The organism is Blastococcus sp. SYSU DS0541 (assembly GCF_054050875.1).
On the sequence record NZ_JBJHAD010000014.1, the window covers coordinates 93,952 to 113,594 of the forward strand.

Consider the following 19,643-nt stretch of genomic DNA (forward strand, 5'->3'; position numbering starts at 1 on the left):
CATGCCGAGTCCCTCCGACCTGCTCGCCGCGGCGTACTCCGACGCCGACCGCACGATCGAGCTGCGCCGGCAGCTGCACCGGCACCCGGAGATCGGGCTGCACCTGCCCCGGACGCAGGCGGCGGTCCTGGAGGCGTTCGCCGAGCTGCCGCTGGAGGTGACCACCGGCACCACGACCAGCTCGGTGGTCGGCGTGCTGCGCGGCGCCCGCCCGGGGCCGACCTTCCTGCTGCGCGGCGACATGGACGCCCTTCCGGTGCACGAGGACAGCGCCCTGTCGTTCGCCTCCGAGGTGCCCGGCGTCATGCACGCCTGCGGCCACGACACCCACGTCGCGATGCTGGTCGGCGCGGCGCGGGTGCTCTCGGCCCACCGGGAGGAGCTGGCCGGCCAGGTCGTCTTCATGGCGCAGCCCGGGGAGGAGGGGTTCCACGGCGCGCGCTACATGCTGGACGAGGGCCTGCTCGAGGTCGTCCCCGAGGCGCCGGTCAGCGGCGCGTTCGCGCTGCACGTCTCCTCGACCCTGCCCAGCGGGACGGTGAACCTCCGGCCCGGCCCGGTGATGGCGGCGGCCGACCAGTGGCGCATGACGCTCCGCGGGCGCGGCGGGCACGCCTCCGAGCCGCACGCGGCGGCCGACCCGATCCCCGTGGCGGCCGAGATCGTGCTGGCCCTGCAGTCGATGGTCACCCGTCGCGTCGACGTCTTCGACCCGGCGGTCGTGACCGTCGCCCACATCGAGGCGGGCTCCACGAACAACGTCATCCCCGACACCGCCTACCTGGAGGGGACGATCCGGACCCTCTCGGCCGAGCGGCGGGCCGACGTCGTCGCCTCGGTGCAGCGGGTCGCCACCCACGTGGCCGCCGCGCACGAGCTCGAGCTGCACTGGGAGCACGCCGAGGGCTACCCGGTGACGATGAACGACCCGGGCATGGCCGCCCGCGTGCTGACGACGGCCGCCGAGCTGCTCGGCCGGGAGGCCGCGGTGCTGATGCCCGCCCCGCTGATGGGCGCCGAGGACTTCTCCTACGTGCTGCAGCGGGTGCCCGGCGTGATGGCGTGGCTCGGCGCCCGCCCGCACGGTGTGGACCCCGCCACGGCCCCGCCCAACCACTCCAACCTGGTCGTCTTCGACGAGGAGCCGCTGCCGGCCGGCGTCGCCCTCTACGCGCAGATGGCTTTCCAGGCCCTGTCCGGCTGAGGGGCCGCGCTCAGGCCGACGCGCGCCGGACCAGCGAGGTCGCGCACAGCCGGCTCTCCCCGGCGCCCTCGCCCGACTCGATCTGCCCCAGCAGCAGGTCGACCAGCGCCGCGGTCATCTCGTCCAGCGGCTGCGCGACGGTGGTCAGCGGCGGGTCGCAGGTCGCCGCCACCGCCGCGTCGTCGAAGCCGACCACGGCGACGTCCTCGGGCACCTTCCGGCCGGCTGCCCGCAGCGCCTGGAGCGCACCGCAGGCCATCGGGTCGGAGGCGACGAACACGGCATCCAGGTCGGGGGCGTCGGCCAGCAGCCGGGTCATGGCGCGCCGGCCGCCGGCCTCGGTGAAATCGCCCTCCGCGACGAGCTCCGGCGCCCCGGCGCGGCCGGCCTCGGCGAGCGCGGCCCGGTAGCCGGCGAGCCGGTCCAGCCCGGCGACCATGTCCATCGGCCCGGTGATCGTCGCGACGCGGCCGCGGCCCAGCCCGAGCAGGTGCCGGGTGGCGGCGGCGGCCCCACCGGCGTTGTCGGCGTCGACGTAGGCCATGGCGCGGCCGTCCAGCGGGCGCCCGGACAGCACCACCGGGACGTGGGCCGTGGCCAGGATGTCGGGCAGCGTGTCGTCGCGGTGCAGCGACATGAGGATCACGCCGTCGACGTGCCCCTGCCGCACGTACCGGCCGATCTTCGCCTGCTCCCGCTCCCCGCGGGCGGCCAGCAGCACGAGGTTCAGCTCGGTGTCGGCCAGCCGGCCGGAGAGCCCCCGGACGATGCTGGCGAAGAACGGGTCGGAGAACACCTGGGTGTCGGACTCCGACAGGACCAGGGCGATCGTGTCGGTGCGCCGGGTGACCAGGCTGCGGGCCGCCCGGTTCGGCACGTAGCGCAGCGTCTCGACGGCGGCCTCCACGGCCCGGCGGGCCTCCGGGCTGACGCGCGGGGAGTCGTTGATCACCCGCGAGACGGTCGCCCGGGAGACCCCCGCCAGCTCGGCGACCTCGTGCAGCGTGGGGCTCGCCGGCCGCGCATCGGTGGTCATGGCACCTCCTCGGCGGTTCCCGGTGGCGCCCGCGCCGGCCGCCGGGTGGTCACCGTAGTGCCGGATCGATCCCCGCACGAGGTCCGCGGCGTGGACCGCCCGTCCGGGCCGGGCGTGGGTGCGGCGGGTGTGAGAACGTTCTCACCGCATCGGGGTGCACGCCGCCGACCAGCGCCCCGGACCGACCGACCCGCCAAGGAGCAGCGCGCCCATGTCCTCGACCGACCTCCGACCGGAACCGGCCTCCGGGCTGGTCTTCCCGCCCGGGTTCTTCTTCGGCGCCGCCACGGCCGCCTACCAGATCGAGGGCGCGGTGCAGGCCGACGGCCGCGGCCCCTCCATCTGGGACACGTTCAGCCACACCCCCGGCCGCACCTTCCAGGGGCACACCGGCGACGTCGCCGCCGAGCACTACACCCGCTACCCCGAGGACGTCGCGCTGATGGTCGAGCTCGGGCTCTCGGCCTACCGGTTCTCGGTCGCGTGGTCGCGCGTGCTGCCCGAGGGCGCGGGTCGGATCGAGCAGCGGGGGCTGGACTTCTACCGCCGGCTGGTCGACGAGCTGCTCGAGAACGGCGTGGACCCCTGGCTGACGCTCTACCACTGGGACCTCCCGCAGGCGCTGCAGGACCAGGGCGGCTGGGCGGCCCGCGACACCGCCGCCCGCTTCGCCGACTACGCGGGGATCGTGCACGACGCGCTGGGCGACCGGGTGCGGCACTGGTCCACGCTCAACGAGCCGATGTGCAGCGCGCTGCTGGGCCACATGTCCGGCCAGCACGCGCCGGGGCAGCGCGACCCGGTGGCCGCCGCGCGGGCCACCCACCACCTGCTGCTCGGGCACGGCCTGGCCAGCCGCGTGCTGCGCGACCAGGGCGCCGAGAGCCTGGGGATCACGCTGAACTTCACGCCGATGACGCCGGCGAGCGACCGGCCCGAGGACGTCGACGCCGCGCGGAGGCTGGACGGGCAGCAGAACCGGATGTTCCTCCTGCCGGTGGTCACCGGCGCGTACCCCGAGGACGTCGTCACCGACCTCGCCGGGGCCGGTGCGCCGCTCCCGGTGGAGGACGGCGACCTGGAGACCATCGCCGCGCCGCTGGACTGGCTCGGCGTGAACTACTACTTCGAGTCCACGGTCGAGGTCGGCGTCCGGGACCCGGAGGATCCGACGTCCTTCATCGGCGGCGAGGGCGTCGTCGAGCTCGACCCCGAGGGGCCGACGACGTCCATGGGCTGGGGCGTGAGCCCGGCGGCGTTCACCCGGCTGCTGCGGTGGATCGGGGAGCAGGCGCCCGGCCTGCCGCTGGTCATCACCGAGAACGGCTCGGCGTGGGCGGACGAGGTGGCCGAGGACGGCGGGGTGCACGACCCCGAGCGCATCGACTACCTGGTCCGCCACCTCGCCGCGGTGCGGGCGGCCGTGGACGACGGCGTCGACGTCCGCGGCTACTTCGCCTGGTCGCTGCTGGACAACTACGAGTGGGCCCGGGGCTACGCCCAGCGGTTCGGGCTCGTCCACGTCGACTACGAGACCCAGCGGCGCACCGTGAAGGACAGCGGCCGCGTCTACGCCGACGTCATCCGACGCCACCGCGAGCAGGGCTGAGACGGGGAGCGGGGCCCGCGACGGGCCCCGCTCCCCGGCCACTTCCTCAGGTCGCCGGGCTGGGGTCCGACCGCTCGTCGGCCGGGGCGGCCTGCACGTCCCGGATCCGGTACTTCTCCACGGCCTCGCGCACCTTCGCCCGGTCGACCTGCCCCTCGTCGGCCAGCGAGGCGAGCGTGCGCACCACGATCGACTCGGCGTCGACGTGGAAGTGCCGCCGCAGCGCCGGGCGGGTGTCGGAGAGCCCGAACCCGTCGGTGCCGAGCGTCGCCATGCCCCCGGGCACGTACGGCGCGATGAGGTCGGGCACCGCCCGCATCCAGTCCGACACCGCCACGACCGGACCCACGGTCTCCTGCAGCCGCTGGGTGACGTACGGCGTCCGCGGCTCCTCCTCCGGGTGCAGGAGGTTGTGCTCCTCGCACTCGTCGGCCTGGCGGCGCAGCTCGTTCCAGGAGGTCACCGACCAGACGTCGGCGCTCACCCCCCAGTCCTGCGCGAGGAGCTCCTGGGCCCGCAGCGCCCACGGCACGGCGACGCCGGAGGCGAGCAGCTGCGCCTTGACCTCGCCGGCCGCGCCGTCCTCGGCCCGCGGGCCCTCGGCGTAGCGGTACATGCCCGCCAGCAGGCCCTGCACGTCGAGCTCCTCGGGCTCGGCCGGCTGGTTGAACGGCTCGTTGTAGACCGTCAGGTAGTACATGACGTCGGGGGAGCGGGAGCCGCCCAGCGGCGCGCCCGGGTCCTCGCCGTACATGCGGGCCAGCGCGTCCCGGGTGATGTGCGCGACCTCGTAGGAGAACGCGGGGTCGTAGCTCACCACCGCGGGGTTGGTCTGCGCCATCAGCAGCGAGTGGCCGTCCTCGTGCTGGAGGCCCTCGCCGTTGAGCGTCGTCCGCCCGGCCGTGGCGCCCAGGAGGAAGCCGCGGGTCATCTGGTCGGCGGCGGCCCAGATCGAGTCGGCGGTCCGCTGGAACCCGAACATCGAGTAGAAGATGTAGATCGGGATCATCGGCTCGCCGTGCGTGGCGTACGAGGTGCCCACGGCCGTGAACGACGCCGTCGAGCCGGCCTCGTTGATGCCCTCGTGCAGGATCTGCCCCTGCTCGGATTCCTTGTAGGTGAGCATCAGCTCCCGGTCCACCGAGGTGTAGCGCTGGCCGGCCGGGTTGTAGATCTTCTGCGTCGGGAAGAGGGAGTCCATCCCGAAGGTGCGGGCCTCGTCCGGGATGATCGGCACGAACCGCGGGCCGAGCTCGGAGTCCTTGAGCAGCTCCTTGAGCAGGCGGACGAACGCCATCGTCGTCGCCACCTCCTGCTTGCCCGAGCCGCGGCGCAGGACGTCGAGGGCCTTGTCCTCGGGCGCCTTGAGCGTCTTGAACTCCGAGCGGCGGCGCGGCACGGCCCCGCCCAGGGCCCGGCGCCGCTCGAGCATGTACTGCATCTCGTCGGAGTCCGGGTCGGGCTTGTAGTAGGGCGGCAGGGTCTTGTCCAGCGCCGAGTCGGGGATGTCCAGGTAGAGCCGGTCGCGGAAGGCGGCGAGGTCCTCGGCCGTCAGCTTCTTCATCTGGTGGGTGGAGTTGCGGCCCTCGAAGTGGCTGCCCAGGGTCCAGCCCTTGATGGTCTTGGCCAGGATGACCGTCGGCTGGCCCTTGTGCTCCACCGCCGCCTTGAACGCCGCGTACACCTTGCGGTAGTCGTGCCCACCGCGCGAGAGGCCCCAGATCTCCTTGTCGCTCATGCTCTCCACGAGCTTGCGGGTGCGGGCGTCCCGGCCGAAGAAGTGCTCGCGGACGAAGGCGCCGTCCTCGGCCTTGTAGGTCTGGTAGTCGCCGTCGGGCGTGGAGTTCATGAGGTTGACCAGCGCGCCGTCCCGGTCGGCGGCCAGCAGCGGGTCCCACTCCCGGCCCCAGATCACCTTGACCACGTTCCAGCCGGCGCCGCGGAAGAACGACTCCAGCTCCTGGATCACCTTGCCGTTGCCGCGCACCGGCCCGTCGAGGCGCTGCAGGTTGCAGTTGACGACGAAGGTGAGGTTGTCCAGCTCCTCGCGGGCGGCCAGGCCGATGACGCCGAGCGACTCCGGCTCGTCCATCTCGCCGTCGCCGAGGAAGGCCCAGACGTGCTGGTCGGAGGTGTCCTTGATGCCGCGCGCGTGCAGGTACCGGTTGAACCGGGCCTGGTAGATCGCGTTCAGCGGGCCGAGTCCCATGGAGACGGTGGGGAACTCCCAGAACTCCGGCATCAGCCGCGGGTGCGGGTAGGACGACAGCCCGCCGCCGGGGTGGCTGACCTCCTGGCGGAAGCCGTCGAGCTGGTCCTCGGTCAGCCGGCCCTCGAGGAAAGCGCGGGCGTAGATGCCGGGGGAGGCGTGCCCCTGGAACCAGATCTGGTCGCCGCCGCCGGGGTGGTCCTTGCCGCGGAAGAAGTGGTTGAACCCCACCTCGTAGAGGGAGGCGGAGCTGGCGTAGGAGGAGATGTGCCCGCCGACGCCGATCCCCGGGCGCTGCGCGCGGTGGACCATGATCGCGGCGTTCCACCGGATGTAGGCGCGGATGCGCCGCTCGGCGTCCTCGTCGCCGGGGAACCACGGCTCCTGCTCCGGCGGGATCGTGTTGATGTAGTCGGTGCTGCGCAGGGCCGGCACGCCCACCTGCTGCTCGCGGCTGCGCTGCAGCATGCGGAGCATCAGGTACCTCGCCCGGTTGCGGCCGGCGTGGTCGACGACGGCGTCGAGGGACTCCAGCCACTCCTGCGTCTCGTCGGGGTCGGTGTCGACCAGCTGGCTGGGGAGCCCGTCGGTGATGACCGCGCGGGTCTGTCCTGCGCGGGCGGGGTCGCCGTCCGGCTGCTGCGGTGCGCTCATGGACACATCGTCTCCCGACGACGTCGCCCTCGTCACGTCGCGGCGCGATGTACCGGTGAAGTCGTGTCGGACGGACACGCCCCGGCAACGCCCCGGTGCGCCCGGTGCACGCAGGCTTGCGCCCCGCCCGCTATGCCCTACGCTTCCGCCTGCGGTGCCTCGACGAGACGGCACCGTCCGGACACCCGCCCACGAGGGCCGGGTGGCGGGCGCATCGACGACAGCGAGAGGGGTGACATGACCGGGGTGCGGGTGGTTCTCCCGCTGGTCGTGTCGATCTCCGCCGCGTGTCCGTCCGTCGCCCGCCCGGTCCGCCCGTGACGCGCTCCCGCGCGGTCACCGGCCCGGCCGGGCACCGTCCACCCCACACCAGGCCAGCAGCAGGCCGACCCATGGAGGAGCAGCAGGGATGAGCGTCGACAGCACCGGCATGGCGGCCCGGTTGGGCATCAAGCCGGGCATGGTCGTGCAGGAGCTCGGCTGGAGCGAGGACGCCGACGAGGACCTGCGCGACTCGATCGTCGAGGCTTCCGGCAGCGAGATGGTGGACGAGGACACCGACGAGGTCGCCGACGTCGTCGTGCTCTGGTGGCGCGAGGACGACGGCGACCTGTTCGACGCCCTCACCGACGCGCTGACCTCCCTGGCCGACGAGGGCGTCGTCTGGCTGCTGGTCCCGAAGTCGGGCCGGCCCGGGCACGTCGAGCCGGGCGACGTCACCGAGGTCGCGCCCACGGCGGGCCTCTCGCAGACCACCAGCATCTCCGCGGCGAAGGACTGGTCGGGGATCCGGCTGGTCACCCCGAAGGCAGCCCGCAGCCGCCGCTGAGGCACGATCACCGGCATGAGCCTCTCCGTCGGCGATCGCGCCCCCGAGTTCAGCCTGCCCGACCAGGACAAGCAGGTCGTGTCCCTCGCGGAACTGCGGGGCACCCCCGTGCTGCTGGTCTTCTACCCGTTCGCCTTCTCCGGCATCTGCACCGGCGAGCTCTGCCAGCTGCGTGACGAGCTGACGAACTACACCGACGCGGGCGTGACGGTGCTGGCCATCAGCACCGACCCGGTCTTCAGCCTCAAGGCGTTCAAGGCGCAGGAGAACCTCGAGTTCACGCTGCTCTCGGACTTCTGGCCCCACGGCGAGGTCGCGAAGGCCTACGGCGTCTTCAACGAGAAGGCGGGCATGGCCGTGCGCGGCACCTTCCTGGTGGACGCCGAGGGTGCGATCGCGTTCGCCGAGGTGAACGGCCCCGGCGACGCGCGCGAGCAGTCCGGCTGGAAGGACGCCGTCGCCGCGCTCGCGGCCTGAAGCCGGGCGCCCGGGTGGCCCCGCTGCAGGAACCCGCCGCGAGCGTGCGAGTGGTGGGGGGCAGCGGGGTCCTTAAGCTTGGCGCGCGGGGCGTGTAGCTCAGCGGTAGAGCTCTCGGCTTACAACCGAGCGGTCGCAGGTTCGAACCCTGTCGCGCCCACCCGTGCCGTCGCCCGGTCAGGCGGCGGCGACGTCGACCGGGCCGGGCGCCGCGGGCTCGGCGGGCTTCGGGAAGGCCGGCCGCAGGAACGCCGGTGCCTTGAACGGGGCCCACTCGCCCTCGCGCTGCGCCAGCCGGTCGGCGATCGCCCAGAGCGCCGCCGGGTGGTGGCCGATGCCGAGGTGGCTGGCCATGACGGCGATGTTCTCGCAGCGCTCGCCCGGCGTGTTCAGGCAGGTCTGCCAGTGCACGATGCCGTCGAAGTGCGAGTAGATCGACGTCGCCGGCACGGGCAGCGGGCACCCCTCGGTCTCCAGCGGGAACTGCCGCTGCTCCACGTGCAGGTGCGCGTAGCGGTCGAAGGCCTTCGAGGCGCGGGTCTGGGTGTGCCGCTCGATGCGGAACGGGCTGCCCAGCGTGATCACCTGGCGCACCGCGTCGGGGCACTGGCGGGCGAGGTCGCGGGCGAAGATGCCGCCCAGGCTCCAGCCGATGAGCGTCACCTCGCGGCGGTAGCGGTTGTGCAGGTAGTCGAGCCGGTCGCGCAGGCCGTTCACGCAGATCGCGGTCGGGCCGATGTTGCGGCCCAGGCCCCAGCCGTGCACCCGGTAGTCCAGCCGCCGGAGCGTCGCCCGCAGCACACGCGTCGAGGTGTCGTCGGCGAGCAGGCCCGGCAGGACCAGCACCGGGTGGCCGTCGCCCTTGGGCAGCCGCTGGGTCAGCGGACGGGCCGCCAGGTAGAGGCCGTAGTCCGCGAAGGCCCTGGTGGGCTCGCTCAGGTACAGCGGGAGTGCCGGACCGTCACCCTGCAGTCGTGCCACGTCGTTCCTCCTGGTGCCGTCCGTTCGTGGATGGGCCGTACCAAGATGCGGCCTGGCTCACACCTGTCGGCCGGATACGCGCGGGCACATGTTGCCGAACTGTGTCCTGCGCCATAGCGCACGTTCGCGTTCCGTCCACGGCGGCGACGGGGCGGTGCTGCGCCCGCTGGCACCTCGTGCCACCGTACGGACGACGAGAGGGAGGCAGGATGGCCGAGGACGCGATGCCCGGGCAGAGCCGCACGGTGGACCTCGGAGGTCCGGTGCACTACCTGGACTTCGGTGGTCCGGACGACGGGCCGCCGGTCGTGCTGGTGCACGGGCTGGGCGGCTCGCACCTGAACTGGGACCTCGTCGCGCCGGCGCTGCGGGAGCACGGTCGCGTGCTCGCGCTGGACCTGCCCGGGTTCGGGCGCAGCGAGCCGGGCGGGCGGAAGACCAGCGTGCCGGCCAACGTCGCCGTCCTGCACCGGTTCCTCACCGAGGTGGTGGGCGAGCCGGCGGTGCTGGTGGGCAACTCGATGGGCGGCATGATCTCGATCCTCGCGACGGGGGAGCAGCCGGAAGCGGTGCGCGGGCTGGTGCTGCTCGACCCCGCCCTCCCGGGGTCGCGGCGGGCGCTCGACCCCCGGGTGGCCGTCATGTTCGCGCTGTACGCGGTCCCCTTCGTCGGGGAGCGCTTCCTGTGGTGGCGGCGGCAGCGGACCTCGGCGCTGGCCCGCGTGCACGAGATGCTGGAGCTCGTCGGCGTCGACCCGCGCCGCATGCCGTCGGACGTCATCGACCGGTCGGTGACCCTGCTGGAGGAGCGGCGCGACGTCCAGGGCATGGACCGCGCGTTCCTCGCCGCGGCCCGCTCACTGCTGCGCGTGCTCGCCGATCCGCGTCGCTACCGGGCCGCGATGGCCTCGATCGACGTCCCCGTGCTGCTGGTCCACGGCGACCGCGACCGGCTGGTCCCCGTGGAGGCCGCGCGCGACCTCGCCCGCCGGCACCCCGCGTGGCGCTACGCCGAGTGGACCGGCGTGGGCCACGTCCCGCAGCTGCAGGAGCCCGAGCGGCTGGTCGCCGAGCTGCGCGACTGGATGCGGGACGCCCAGCTCACCGGCTCCCGGGCCTGAGCGTGTCGCGCAGCGCCTCCAGGCCGGTGTAGCGCGGTCGCCACCCGAGCTCCTCGCGGGCCCGGGTGGTGTCCATGATCGCCGGCCGGCTGGCCGCCTCGATCCACTCCGCCACCGGCGGCAGGAACGGCAGCCGGGACATCGCCCGGGCGGCGGCCTGCGCCGGCGCGGCGGGCAGCGGGATGGCGAGCGCCCCGAACTCCCGGGCGACGTCGGCGGCGGTGAGGACACCCTCGCCGGCGATGTTGTAGGCGCCGGGCGGGCCGGCGCCGAGCACGCACAGCAGCAGCGCCTGCCCGACGTCGTCCTGGTGCACGAACTGCAGCGGGTGCTGCGGCACGAGCAGCGGCACGGGCACCGGCAGCCGCCGCGGCCGGCCGAAGAGCCGGCGCCCGACGGGGGCGAACGGGCCGGGCAGCACGTCCTTGGCGCCGACCGCCTGCGGGCCGAGCACGACGGGTGGGCGGAGCAGGTACAGGCCCAGGTCGGGCGCGACCGCGGACTCCTCCTCGAGCAGGCGCTCGAGCTCCGCCTTCTCCTGCGCGTAGAACAGCCGGGCCGCCGGGCGCACCGGCCACTCCTCGGAGATCAGCTCCGGGTTGTCCCGGTGGAACCCGTACGCGGCCACCGAGGAGGCGTAGACGAACCGCCGCGCGCCGACCGCTGCCGCCGCGCGGAACACGTTGAGCGTGCCGTCGACGTTGATGGACCGGGTCGTCTCGCGGGAGGCGTTGCCGGTGATGAGGAAGGCCAGGTGGACGACGACGTCGGCCCCGGCGAAGGCCTGGCGCAGCGCCTCGGGGTCACGCACGTCGCCCTGCCGGTACCGCATCTTCGTCCAGCCGCGCTCCGCCGGGTCGAACGGCCGGCGGGCGATCCCGATGACCGAGTCGACGCGGTCGTCGTCCTGGAGCAGCGGGACCAGCCCGGCGCCGAAGGTGCCCGTCGGGCCGGTGACGGCGACGGTCAGCCCGCTCTCGCGGGCGCGCTTCCTGCCCGGGCTCACCGCGCGGCTGCCGAGGTCGTGGCCTTCCCGCCGGTGGGCTGGTCCACCGGGGGAGTCGCCGCCGCGGCGCGGGCGAGCTCGAGCAGCTCCTCGATGCCCCGGCGGATCCCGCCGGAGAGGACGTCGACGTCTGGGAAGGCGTCGAAGTCGGCGTTGAGGCCGAAGGTCATCGTGTCCAGGTAGCTGAAGATCCCGATGGAGCAGCGGATGCCACCGGCGATCGGCACGTAGGCGTGCGCCGAGCACATGCGCTTGCCCAGCACGTACAGCGGAACCCGCGGGCCCGGCACGTTCGTGGTCACGGCCTGGCACCACATCTGGCCGGCCTGCATGCCCGCCCGCACGCCGAGGGAGAGCAGGCTGGGAGCCACGTAGTCGCCCATCGCGATGATCGACGGCACGTCCACGGCCTGCATCGCCCGCTTGTACTCGTCCATCTGGCCGCGGATGCTCCGCAGCCGGGAGTCGGGGTCGGGGTCGCCGACCGGCAGGTCGACGAAGACGCACGAGACCTGGTTGTCCAGCGAGCCGCGCCGGCTCGCCGAGCGGACCGACACCGGGACCATCGTGCGCACCACGAGGTTCTCGGCTGACAGCTCACCGCGGCCCTGGAGGAGGTCGCGGAACCCCTTGGTGATCGCGGTGAGGATGACGTCGTTCACCGTGCCGCCCAGCGCCGTGCGCACCTCCTTGAACTCCGCGAGGCTGCCCTGCGTCCACGCCCAGCGCCGGTGCGGGCCGATGGGCCCGTTCAGCGACCGGGCGGTGGGGGTGATCGCCTGCTTGGCCAGCGAGGGCACCGTGCGGGCCAGCGTGCGGCCGGTCTGGGTGAGGCCGCGCGCGTTGCGGACGGCGGTGGCGACGCTCGGCAGGCCGGTGAGGGTGCGCAGCGGGGCGGTCGCCGCCTCCGTGACCGCGCCCGCCACCAGCGCGGCCGACGACGGGTCCCGCCGCGGCGTCCAGTCGCGCGGCTCGGCGTGGGTGGCGTCGGGGTCGAGGTCGAACATCAGCTGCATCAGGTCGGTGCCGGCGATGCCGTCGACCATGCAGTGGTGCACCTTGGAGATCAGCGCCCACCGCCCGTCGGCCAGCCCCTCCACGAGCCACAGCTCCCAGAGCGGCTTGGCCATGTCCAGGCGCTGGCCGAGGACCCGGCCGGCGAGGTTGCGCAGCTGCTCGTCCCCGCCGGGGGAGGGCACCGCGGTGTGCCGGACGTGGTACAGGATCTGGAAGTGCGGGTCGTCGACCCACATCGGGCGGCCGAGCTGCAGCGGCACCTGGCGCACGCGCTGCCGGTAGCGCGGGACCAGCGGGAGCTTGCTCAGCAGCAGTCGGACGACGTCGCCGTAGGTGGGGGCCGGGCCTTCGAACACCGCCACCGACCCCACGTGCATCGGGGTGTTCTCGCTCTCGGCGAAGTAGAACCCGCTGTCGAGGGCACTCATGCGGTCCACGTCTTCACTCCTCGCCGCCCCGGTCGCTCTGCTCGGACCAGGGCCTCGCACGTCCAGGTCGGTGGCCGCCGAAACTAGGTGTGCCTCTCCGTGCACGCAAATCCGCGGTGTGGCGGCGACCACATCCTGCGATGCCCGGATTCGAGCGGGTCAACCGGCCTTGCGCCCCTCGACGTCCACCCGGTCGAGCAGGTCGGTGAAGGCGCGGTCGACCACGGCCGTGCGGGTCAGGTTGACGCTGTGCCCGGCCCCGGGGACCACGACGAGCTCGGCGCCCGGCCCGACGGCCTCGGCGATCCGCCGGCCGTGCGCCGCCGGGGTCAGCCGGTCGTGGGTCGCCGCGACCACGGTGACGGGGATGCGGCGCAGCACCTCCAGCGCCGCGCTCTCGTCGTGGTCGAGGAAGGTCGCGTAGAAGGCCATCGTCACCGGGAGCGGCGTCTCCTCGAGCAGCTGCTGCACCATCCGGACCGAGTGGCGGTCGGCGTCGTCCCGCCCGAACAGCAGCCGCCGGATGGCCCGCCGGCCCAGGAAGGTGCCCCGCCGTCGCCGCTTCTCCAGCGACGGGGCGATCAGCCGAAGCAGCCAGAGGTAGAGGGTCAGCAGCCGGAGCCGGCGCAGCACCCTCAGCAGGAACCCGGTCAGCCCGGTGTCGGCCAGCCCGCCGGCGGAGGTGGCGAGCAGGAACGCGCCGACCACCCGGGTGCCGAACAGCTCCGGCCGCTGCCGGGCCAGTGCCAGGATGCTCATCCCGCCCATCGAGTGCCCGGCGAGCACCACCGGCCCGGTCGGGACGACGGCGTCCAGCACCTGGCCGAGGTCCCGGCCGGTGCGGTCGATGGTGGCGCGGCTGAGCGGCGTCCAGCCGGAGCGGCCGTGGCCGCGTTGGTCCCAGAGGACCAGCCGCGCCCGGTCCCGCAGCGCTGCGCGCTGCAGCTCCCACTCGGCCAGCCGCGCCGTGAACCCGTGGCAGAGGACGACGGTGAGCGGGGCGTCCTCCCTCCCGTCGAACTCGACGTGCAGGTCCACGCCGTCGTCGGTGGTCACCGTCCGCGAGCCCGGTGGGGGCGGCCCGTCGAGCGAGGGCAGGGTCAGGAGCGGGGGGTCGACGGGCACGGCGCCATCCCAGGCGCCCGGGGCCGGGGGCGCAAACCGGAGCGGTCAGTGCCCGCTGCCGCGCCGCCCGGGAGCGGCCTCCCGCACCAGGCGGCGGGCGGCGTCGACCTCCCGGGCGACCGGGCCCAGCACGCCCTCGGCGTGCAGCTCGGCGTCGTCGTCGGGCGCGGACCGGGCCCGGACGTCGTCCTCCAGCCCGCGGATGGCCCGGCGGAGCGCGGCCACCTGCGCCAGGTCGGGGGCGGGCTCACCGCCGCGGCCGGCGATGACCGCCTCGGTGACCGCGTCGGAGGTGCGCTCCAGCTGGACGATCACCGGCCACCAGGCGGCTGCCCGCGTGCTGATCGGCGGCGGCTCGGCCAGCCGCCGCTGCAGCTGGGTCTGCAGCTCCGTGAGCGCCCGGTAGCTGCGCCGGCGGGCGCGGCGGCGCTCGGTCGGGCTGCCGGTGAAGGCGGCCGCGACGAAGGCGTCCAGGGCGCGAGCGGCCTCGCGCAGCGCCTCGTCGAGCGGGGCGCGCCAGGTCTGCGGCCACAGCAGGTAGCCGAAGACCAGCACGATCGCGCAGCCGATCAGGGTGTCGAGCAGGCGGGCGCCCACGAGTCCCGGGTCGCTGGGCAGCGCGAGGTCCAGCAGCAGGATGATCAGCGGCGTCTGGAAGACCGAGAACAGGCCGAAGTTGGCGTTGCGCGCCCACGGCAGCACCGCGGCCGAGCAGGCCAGCGCGACGAGCACCCAGCCGTTGCGCGGGAGGGCCGCCAGCAGCGCGGACCCGATCAGGACGCCGAGGAGCGTCCCGGCGCCCCGCTGCACGGCCCGGGTGAACACCGAGCCGAAGTCGGGCTTCAGGACGATCGCGACGGTGAGCAGCACCCAGTAGGGGCGCTCGATCGGCAGGTACTGGCGGGCGATCTCGGCGATCGTCATGCACAGCGAGAGGCGGACGGCGAAGGCCCGGGCGTCGGCGCTGGCCAGCGTGCGGTCGCCGAGGTCGTGCAGGCGGGTGCGCAGGTCCGGGCGCGGGGCCGGCGCGGCGGCACCGGCGCGCTCCTCGGGGTCGCCGACGACGTTCCACACCAGCCGCAGCCCGTGCCGGACCGCCCGAACCGCGGGGTGCCCCTGCGCCAGCGGCGCCGGCCGCTGGTCGGTGAGCTGCCCGCTGCCGGAGACCGCCGCCGCGAGGGAGTGCGCGGCGACGACGTCCTGCGGATCGGCGGGGACCCCCGCCGAGGCCGTGGCGACCGCGCCCTCCACCAGGGGGGCCGCGGCGTTGAGGACGCCGGCCAGCTCGGAGAGCTCGCGGCTGCGGCCGGCGGACCGGCTGCGGCTGCGGATGACCCGGTCGTACGCCTCGTTGAGCGCGCCCGTCAGCGCCCGCCGGGCCTCGGGCGCCGCATCGCTGCCCACCGCCGCGAGCAGCTCGCCGATGCGGGTGAACACCGCCGCGACGGCGGACCGGTCGGGGTCCAGCGGCTCGGTGCGCGCCTGGACGAGGGTGATCACCACGGCCCACGCCGCGCCGCAGAGGAAGGAGCCGACCTCGGCCGCGGCCGGCAGCGGCGTCACGAGCCCCGACGCGAGGGCGGTGTAGATGAGCAGCTGGAGCGCGCCCAGGGAGAGCGTCGCGCTGACCGCGCTGACGAGGGCCGCGACGGCCGACAGCACCGCGATGACGACGACCGGTGTCCAGCCGCCGCCGGTGGCGTGCTGACCGGCGAGCAGGCCGAGCATCCCGAAGAGCGTGGCCGCGCCGCTGCGGCGCAGCCGCTCGCGCAGGGGGCCGGGCTGGGGCGCCAGGGTCGCCGCGAGCGCGCCCATCGTGCCGAAGACGCCGGCGCCCAGCGCGCCGCCGGCCTCCAGCCCGCCGCCCACCACGACGGCGAGGACCAGGGGCGCAGGGATGGAGACGGCGAACCGGGCGACGTCGCGCCACGGGACCGGCGGGGGAGTGGTGCGCACCAGCTCCTCGAGCCAGGCCGGGGCGCGCAGCGACCGCTCCCGACCCCGCCGCTCTCGCACGGCGGAAGCTTGGCATTCCGCCGGGCCGGTCCTGCGCACCCCCGCCTACGCTGACCAGCCGTGACCGTGCAGCTCGGGAAGGTCCTCGCCGCCCTCGACGCCCGCTACGACCCCGCCCTCGCCGAGAGCTGGGACGCGGTCGGCCTGGTCTGCGGCGATCCGGCGGAGCAGGTGGGCTCGGTGCTGTTCGCGGTCGACCCGACGGCGGCGGTCGTCGACGAGGTGGTGCGGACCGGCGCGCAGCTGCTGGTGACCCACCACCCGCTGTTCCTCACCCCCGTGCACGGCGTGCCCGCCGACGACCCTCGGGGCCGGCTGGTGCACCGGCTGGTCCGGGCCGGCGCCGCGCTCTTCGTCGCGCACACCAACGCCGACCGGGCCCCGCGCCACGGGGTCAACGACGCGCTGGCGGCGGCGCTCGGGCTGGAGGACGCCGTCCCCCTGGAGCCCTCCGCCGCGGACCCGCGCGCGGGCCTGGGCCGGGTCGGCCGGCTGCCCGAGCCGATGACGCTGCGCCGGTTCGCCGAGCACGCGGCGGCGGCGCTGCCCGCCACGGCCGGTGGTGTGCGGGCGGCCGGCAACCCCGACCGCCGGATCGCCACCGTCGCGGTCTGCGGGGGTAGCGGGGGTTCGCTGCTGGGCGCGGCCGCGGCGGCCGGGGCCGACGTGCTGCTCACCAGCGACCTGAAGCACCACCCGGTGTCCGACGCGCTGGAGGTGCCCGGGCCCGCGCTCTGCGACGTGGCGCACTACGCCTCGGAGTGGCCCTGGCTGCCGGTCGCCGCCGACGTGCTGCGCCAGGACCTCGACGGCGAGGTGGAGGTCGCCGTCGCGGCGCCGCGCACCGACCCCTGGGCCTACCGGGCCGGCTGACCGGCGGGGTCGGGCTCAGGCGTGACCGGCGGCGCGCAGTGCCTGGATGCAGGTCCGCTCGAGGGAACGCTGCCGGCGGATCCGGGCGAGCAGGCCGGGGACCGGTTCCAGCTGCCGGGTCGCGGCCGGGCGCACCTCGGTGATCCGGCCGTCGGCGAAGCGCCCGGAGGTGGTGTGCACCGTCCAGCGCTCGACGTCGGGCACCGAGAGCTCCTGACCGACCAGCACCGCGGGGCCGTTCACGCCCGCGGGAGCGCCGCGGAGCTCCAGCGGATCGGCGTCCCAGTCGTCGACCCGGACGGTGCGCACGTGGAGCCCCCCGTCGTCCACGGCGAGGACGGCGTCGGCGGGACCCTCCCGCCGGTCGACCGGGACGACGTCCGCCGCGTCGAGGAGCAGCACCAGGCGGGGGAGGTACCACCAGTGCTCGCGGCGGAGCATGTGCGAGTCGGCGAGGGCCCGCGAGGGCGGGTGCTTGCGCAGCTCCTGGTCGAGGAGGTCCTCGGTGAAGAGGTCGCCGGTCCCGTCCTCGACCAGCGTGAAGCGGCCGGTCAGCGCCAGCGGTGACCACCGGGACCCGGTGAGGCGCGGGTCGGAGAGGACCAGCGCCGCCGAGCCGGCCGCCGCGACCGCGCGAGCGGTGGCCACGTGCGCCCAGGGCAGGGCGACCGCCGGCCGCCCGCCGAGCACCAGGGGGACGACGCCGGTGGCCCCGGGTGGCGCGCCGGGCACGGCCCACAACAGTTCGGCCACGCCTGCGGCGTGCAGCGCTCCCACACTTGTGGTGTCCATCGCCTGGATGTCTACTCCCTCCGACGGCGGCGACGAGGCCGCCCGTGGACCTGGGGGTTCGCCGTGCCCGCGTTCGTCGTGGCCGCCGTGGTCGGGGTGCTGTTCTTCCTCGGCTACCGGTACTACTCCAGCTACCTGGCCCGGAAGGTGTACGCCCTCGACCCGGCGTTCGTCACCCCGGCGCACGAGTTCAACGACGGCAACGACTTCGTGCCGACGAACAAGCACGTCCTCTTCGGCCACCACTTCACCTCGGTCGCCGGTGCCGCGCCGATCGTCGGCCCGGCGATCGCGGTGTTCTGGGGCTGGGGCCCGGCGTTGACGTGGATCGTGCTCGGGACGATCTTCGCCGCCGGTGTGCACGACTTCGGCTCGCTGGCGGTGTCGGTGCGGCACAAGGCCAAGAGCATCGGCACCCTGGCCGGCGAGGTCATCAACGGCCGCGCCCGGCGGCTGTTCCTGGTGATCATCTTCTTCCTGCTCACCCTGGTGAACGCGGTCTTCGCCGTCGTCATCGGCAACCTGTTCGTCGCCAACCCGGGCGCGGTCATCCCGATCGTGCTGGAGATCCCGCTGGCCATCGCCATCGGCGTGTACATCTACCGGACCCGCTCCTCGGCGCTGCTGCCGTCGATCGTGGGCGTGATCGTGCTGTACGCGCTGATCCTCGTCGGCAACGCCTACCCGATCTCGCTGGACGGCCTCGCCGAGGCGCTCGGGCTGGAGCAGACCCGCAACGTCTGGGTGGTGCTGCTGTTCATCTACACCTGGATCGCCTCCCGCATCCCCGTCTGGGTGCTGCTGCAGCCGCGCGACTACATCAACAGCCACCAGCTGTTCATCGCCCTCGGCGTCATCGGCCTCGGCCTGATCGTCGGCATGAACACCATCCAGGCGCCGGTCGTCAACGACGTCCCCGAGGGCTCGCCGAGCTTCTTCCCGTTCCTCTTCATCACCATCGCCTGCGGAGCCATCTCCGGGTTCCACTCGCTCGTCTCCTCCGGGACGACCTCCAAGCAGCTGGACAAGGAGACCGACGCCCGGTACGTCGGCTACATGGGCGCCGTCGGCGAGGGCTCGCTCGCCACCGGCGCCGTGCTGGCCGCCACCGCCGGGGTCGCCGCCTCGCAGGCGGACTGGGAGGCGCTCTACCCCGACTTCGCCACGGCCTCGGGCGGCGCCGTCGGCAACTTCGTCAACGGTGTCGCCACCTTCGCCAACAACCTGGCGATCCCGCTCGACATCGCGACGATCTTCGCGGCCGTCGTCGTGATCAGCTTCGCGGCGACGACGATGGACACCGGCGTCCGGCTGCAGCGCTACGTCGTCCAGGAGATCGGTGAGCTGATCGGGGCGCGGGTGCTGTCGCGGAACCTGACGGTGGCGACGACCATCGCCGTGGTCATCCCGCTGGCCATGGCGCTGCTGCCCGGTGGCGGGGAGGCCGGGTACACCTTCGGCGTCCTGTGGCAGTTGTTCGGCACGACCAACCAGCTCACTGCCGGGCTCGCGCTCTCGGTCATCGCGGTCTGGATCACCCGGCGCGGGCGCAACCCGATCGCGGCGTTGATCCCGCTGGTGTTCCTGCTGGTCATGACCACCTGGGCGCTGCTGGTCAACCTGCGCAACTTCGTGCGGGACGACCAGTGGGTGCTCGCGCCGCTGGACGCGCTGATCTTCGTGCTGGCGGTCTGGCTGATCGTCGAGGCGGTCATCGCGCTCCTCGCGGCGCGGCGGGAGCGCCCGGCGGTCGTGGACGCCGACGGGACCGGCGGCGGGCGGGAGTCCGTCGTCGCCCGCGCCAACCCCGACGAGGCGGTGTCGGACCGTCCGCTCGGCGGTCCCGACCGGGACGACCGGCGGTGACCCCGCGGGTCGTCCTCGTCCGGGGCTCCCGCGCGGCGGCCGCGTCCGGCGGCTGCTGCAGCGGGGACGTCCGGCCCTTCGACGAGGGTGGCTCGCACTGCCACGTCCCGCCGGCGGACGACGCGGTCGGTGCGGTGTACCGGGCGCTGCGCGCGCGGCTCCCGGACGACGTCGCGATCGAGGTGGTGTCGCCGTCGAACTGGCTGTGGCTGCTGCCGGAGCTGGTCGGCGCCGGGCGCCGACGCGGCCTGCGCGGCGCCGCGCTGCGCCGGTCGGTGCGGGCTGGCATGGCGGTCGAGTCCCTCGTCGTCGACGGCGTGGTCCTGGCCTCGGGGGGCCTGCCGTCGCCCGACGCCGCGGTCGCGGCGGTGGAGGCCGAGCTCGCGCTGCGGTGAGCAGG

16 protein-coding genes and 1 tRNA gene are annotated in these 19,643 nt (G+C 74.3%); 9 read left to right on the top strand and 8 right to left on the bottom strand.

Annotation, left to right across the window (positions count from 1 at the left end; translation table 11 throughout):
* Position 1 precedes the first annotated feature (1 nt).
* On the top strand, positions 2-1,204 hold the full coding sequence (locus tag ACI794_RS15435; RefSeq protein ID WP_456616791.1) for a M20 metallopeptidase family protein: 1,203 nt from the start codon (positions 2-4) through the stop codon (positions 1,202-1,204).
* 10 nt (positions 1,205-1,214) lie between these two features.
* On the opposite strand, the gene ACI794_RS15440 is transcribed toward ACI794_RS15435, so the two are convergent.
* Entirely contained in the window at positions 1,215-2,240 is a 1,026-nt protein-coding gene (locus ACI794_RS15440) for a LacI family DNA-binding transcriptional regulator (RefSeq protein WP_456603042.1), read from the bottom strand.
* A 211-nt stretch (positions 2,241-2,451) separates the two neighbouring features.
* Between ACI794_RS15440 and ACI794_RS15445 the strand changes: the two genes are divergently transcribed.
* Complete coding sequence (locus ACI794_RS15445; RefSeq protein ID WP_456616792.1) at positions 2,452-3,849, top strand: GH1 family beta-glucosidase; 1,398 nt, start codon at positions 2,452-2,454, stop codon at positions 3,847-3,849.
* A gap of 46 nt (positions 3,850-3,895) precedes the next feature.
* On the opposite strand, the gene aceE is transcribed toward ACI794_RS15445, so the two are convergent.
* Positions 3,896-6,712: a pyruvate dehydrogenase (acetyl-transferring), homodimeric type gene (gene aceE / locus ACI794_RS15450; RefSeq protein WP_456603044.1), complete on the bottom strand. Its 2,817-nt coding sequence runs from the start codon at positions 6,710-6,712 to the stop codon at positions 3,896-3,898.
* A gap of 409 nt (positions 6,713-7,121) precedes the next feature.
* Here aceE and ACI794_RS15455 point away from each other — a divergent pair, with 409 nt between their 5' ends.
* The 3 genes from ACI794_RS15455 to ACI794_RS15465 all read left to right on the top strand — a co-directional run bounded on the left by ACI794_RS15455 (position 7,122) and on the right by ACI794_RS15465 (position 8,178).
* Positions 7,122-7,541: a DUF3052 domain-containing protein gene (locus ACI794_RS15455; RefSeq protein WP_456581909.1), complete on the top strand. Its 420-nt coding sequence runs from the start codon at positions 7,122-7,124 to the stop codon at positions 7,539-7,541.
* A gap of 15 nt (positions 7,542-7,556) precedes the next feature.
* Complete coding sequence (locus ACI794_RS15460; RefSeq protein WP_456603045.1) at positions 7,557-8,018, top strand: peroxiredoxin; 462 nt, start codon at positions 7,557-7,559, stop codon at positions 8,016-8,018.
* An 88-nt stretch (positions 8,019-8,106) separates the two neighbouring features.
* Positions 8,107-8,178, top strand: a tRNA-Val gene (locus ACI794_RS15465).
* Positions 8,179-8,195: 17 nt separating this feature from the next.
* On the opposite strand, the gene ACI794_RS15470 is transcribed toward ACI794_RS15465, so the two are convergent.
* Complete coding sequence (locus ACI794_RS15470; RefSeq protein WP_456581907.1) at positions 8,196-8,999, bottom strand: esterase/lipase family protein; 804 nt, start codon at positions 8,997-8,999, stop codon at positions 8,196-8,198.
* 209 nt (positions 9,000-9,208) lie between these two features.
* Between ACI794_RS15470 and ACI794_RS15475 the strand changes: the two genes are divergently transcribed.
* On the top strand, positions 9,209-10,120 hold the full coding sequence (locus ACI794_RS15475) for an alpha/beta fold hydrolase (protein ID WP_456616793.1): 912 nt from the start codon (positions 9,209-9,211) through the stop codon (positions 10,118-10,120).
* Here ACI794_RS15475 and ACI794_RS15480 read toward each other — a convergent pair.
* From ACI794_RS15480 to ACI794_RS15495, 4 genes are all read right to left on the bottom strand, one after another.
* The gene (locus ACI794_RS15480) at positions 10,101-11,126 is read right to left on the bottom strand and encodes an NAD-dependent epimerase/dehydratase family protein (RefSeq protein WP_456616794.1); all 1,026 of its coding nucleotides are present in this window, start codon (positions 11,124-11,126) and stop codon (positions 10,101-10,103) included. The genes ACI794_RS15475 and ACI794_RS15480 overlap by 20 nt on opposite strands.
* On the bottom strand, positions 11,123-12,571 hold the full coding sequence (locus ACI794_RS15485; RefSeq protein ID WP_456616806.1) for a WS/DGAT/MGAT family O-acyltransferase: 1,449 nt from the start codon (positions 12,569-12,571) through the stop codon (positions 11,123-11,125). The genes ACI794_RS15480 and ACI794_RS15485 overlap by 4 nt, the downstream gene beginning before the upstream one ends.
* Before the next feature lie 159 nt (positions 12,572-12,730).
* The gene (locus ACI794_RS15490; protein ID WP_456603048.1) at positions 12,731-13,696 is read right to left on the bottom strand and encodes an alpha/beta fold hydrolase; all 966 of its coding nucleotides are present in this window, start codon (positions 13,694-13,696) and stop codon (positions 12,731-12,733) included.
* 45 nt (positions 13,697-13,741) lie between these two features.
* Positions 13,742-15,712 carry an FUSC family protein gene (locus ACI794_RS15495; RefSeq protein ID WP_456603049.1) on the bottom strand — a complete coding sequence of 657 codons (1,971 nt, stop codon included), beginning with the start codon at positions 15,710-15,712 and terminating at the stop codon, positions 13,742-13,744.
* Positions 15,713-15,772: 60 nt separating this feature from the next.
* Here ACI794_RS15495 and ACI794_RS15500 point away from each other — a divergent pair, with 60 nt between their 5' ends.
* Positions 15,773-16,585, top strand: coding sequence for a Nif3-like dinuclear metal center hexameric protein (locus tag ACI794_RS15500; RefSeq protein WP_456616795.1), 813 nt, complete (start codon positions 15,773-15,775; stop codon positions 16,583-16,585).
* Positions 16,586-16,600: 15 nt separating this feature from the next.
* On the opposite strand, the gene ACI794_RS15505 is transcribed toward ACI794_RS15500, so the two are convergent.
* The gene (locus tag ACI794_RS15505; RefSeq protein WP_456603051.1) at positions 16,601-17,377 is read right to left on the bottom strand and encodes a hypothetical protein; all 777 of its coding nucleotides are present in this window, start codon (positions 17,375-17,377) and stop codon (positions 16,601-16,603) included.
* Between the two features lie 63 nt (positions 17,378-17,440).
* Here ACI794_RS15505 and ACI794_RS15510 point away from each other — a divergent pair, with 63 nt between their 5' ends.
* On the top strand, positions 17,441-19,243 hold the full coding sequence (locus ACI794_RS15510; RefSeq protein ID WP_456616796.1) for a carbon starvation CstA family protein: 1,803 nt from the start codon (positions 17,441-17,443) through the stop codon (positions 19,241-19,243).
* Positions 19,240-19,638, top strand: a complete 399-nt coding sequence (locus ACI794_RS15515; protein ID WP_456603053.1) for a hypothetical protein — start codon at positions 19,240-19,242, stop codon at positions 19,636-19,638. The genes ACI794_RS15510 and ACI794_RS15515 overlap by 4 nt, the downstream gene beginning before the upstream one ends.
* Positions 19,639-19,643 lie beyond the last annotated feature (5 nt).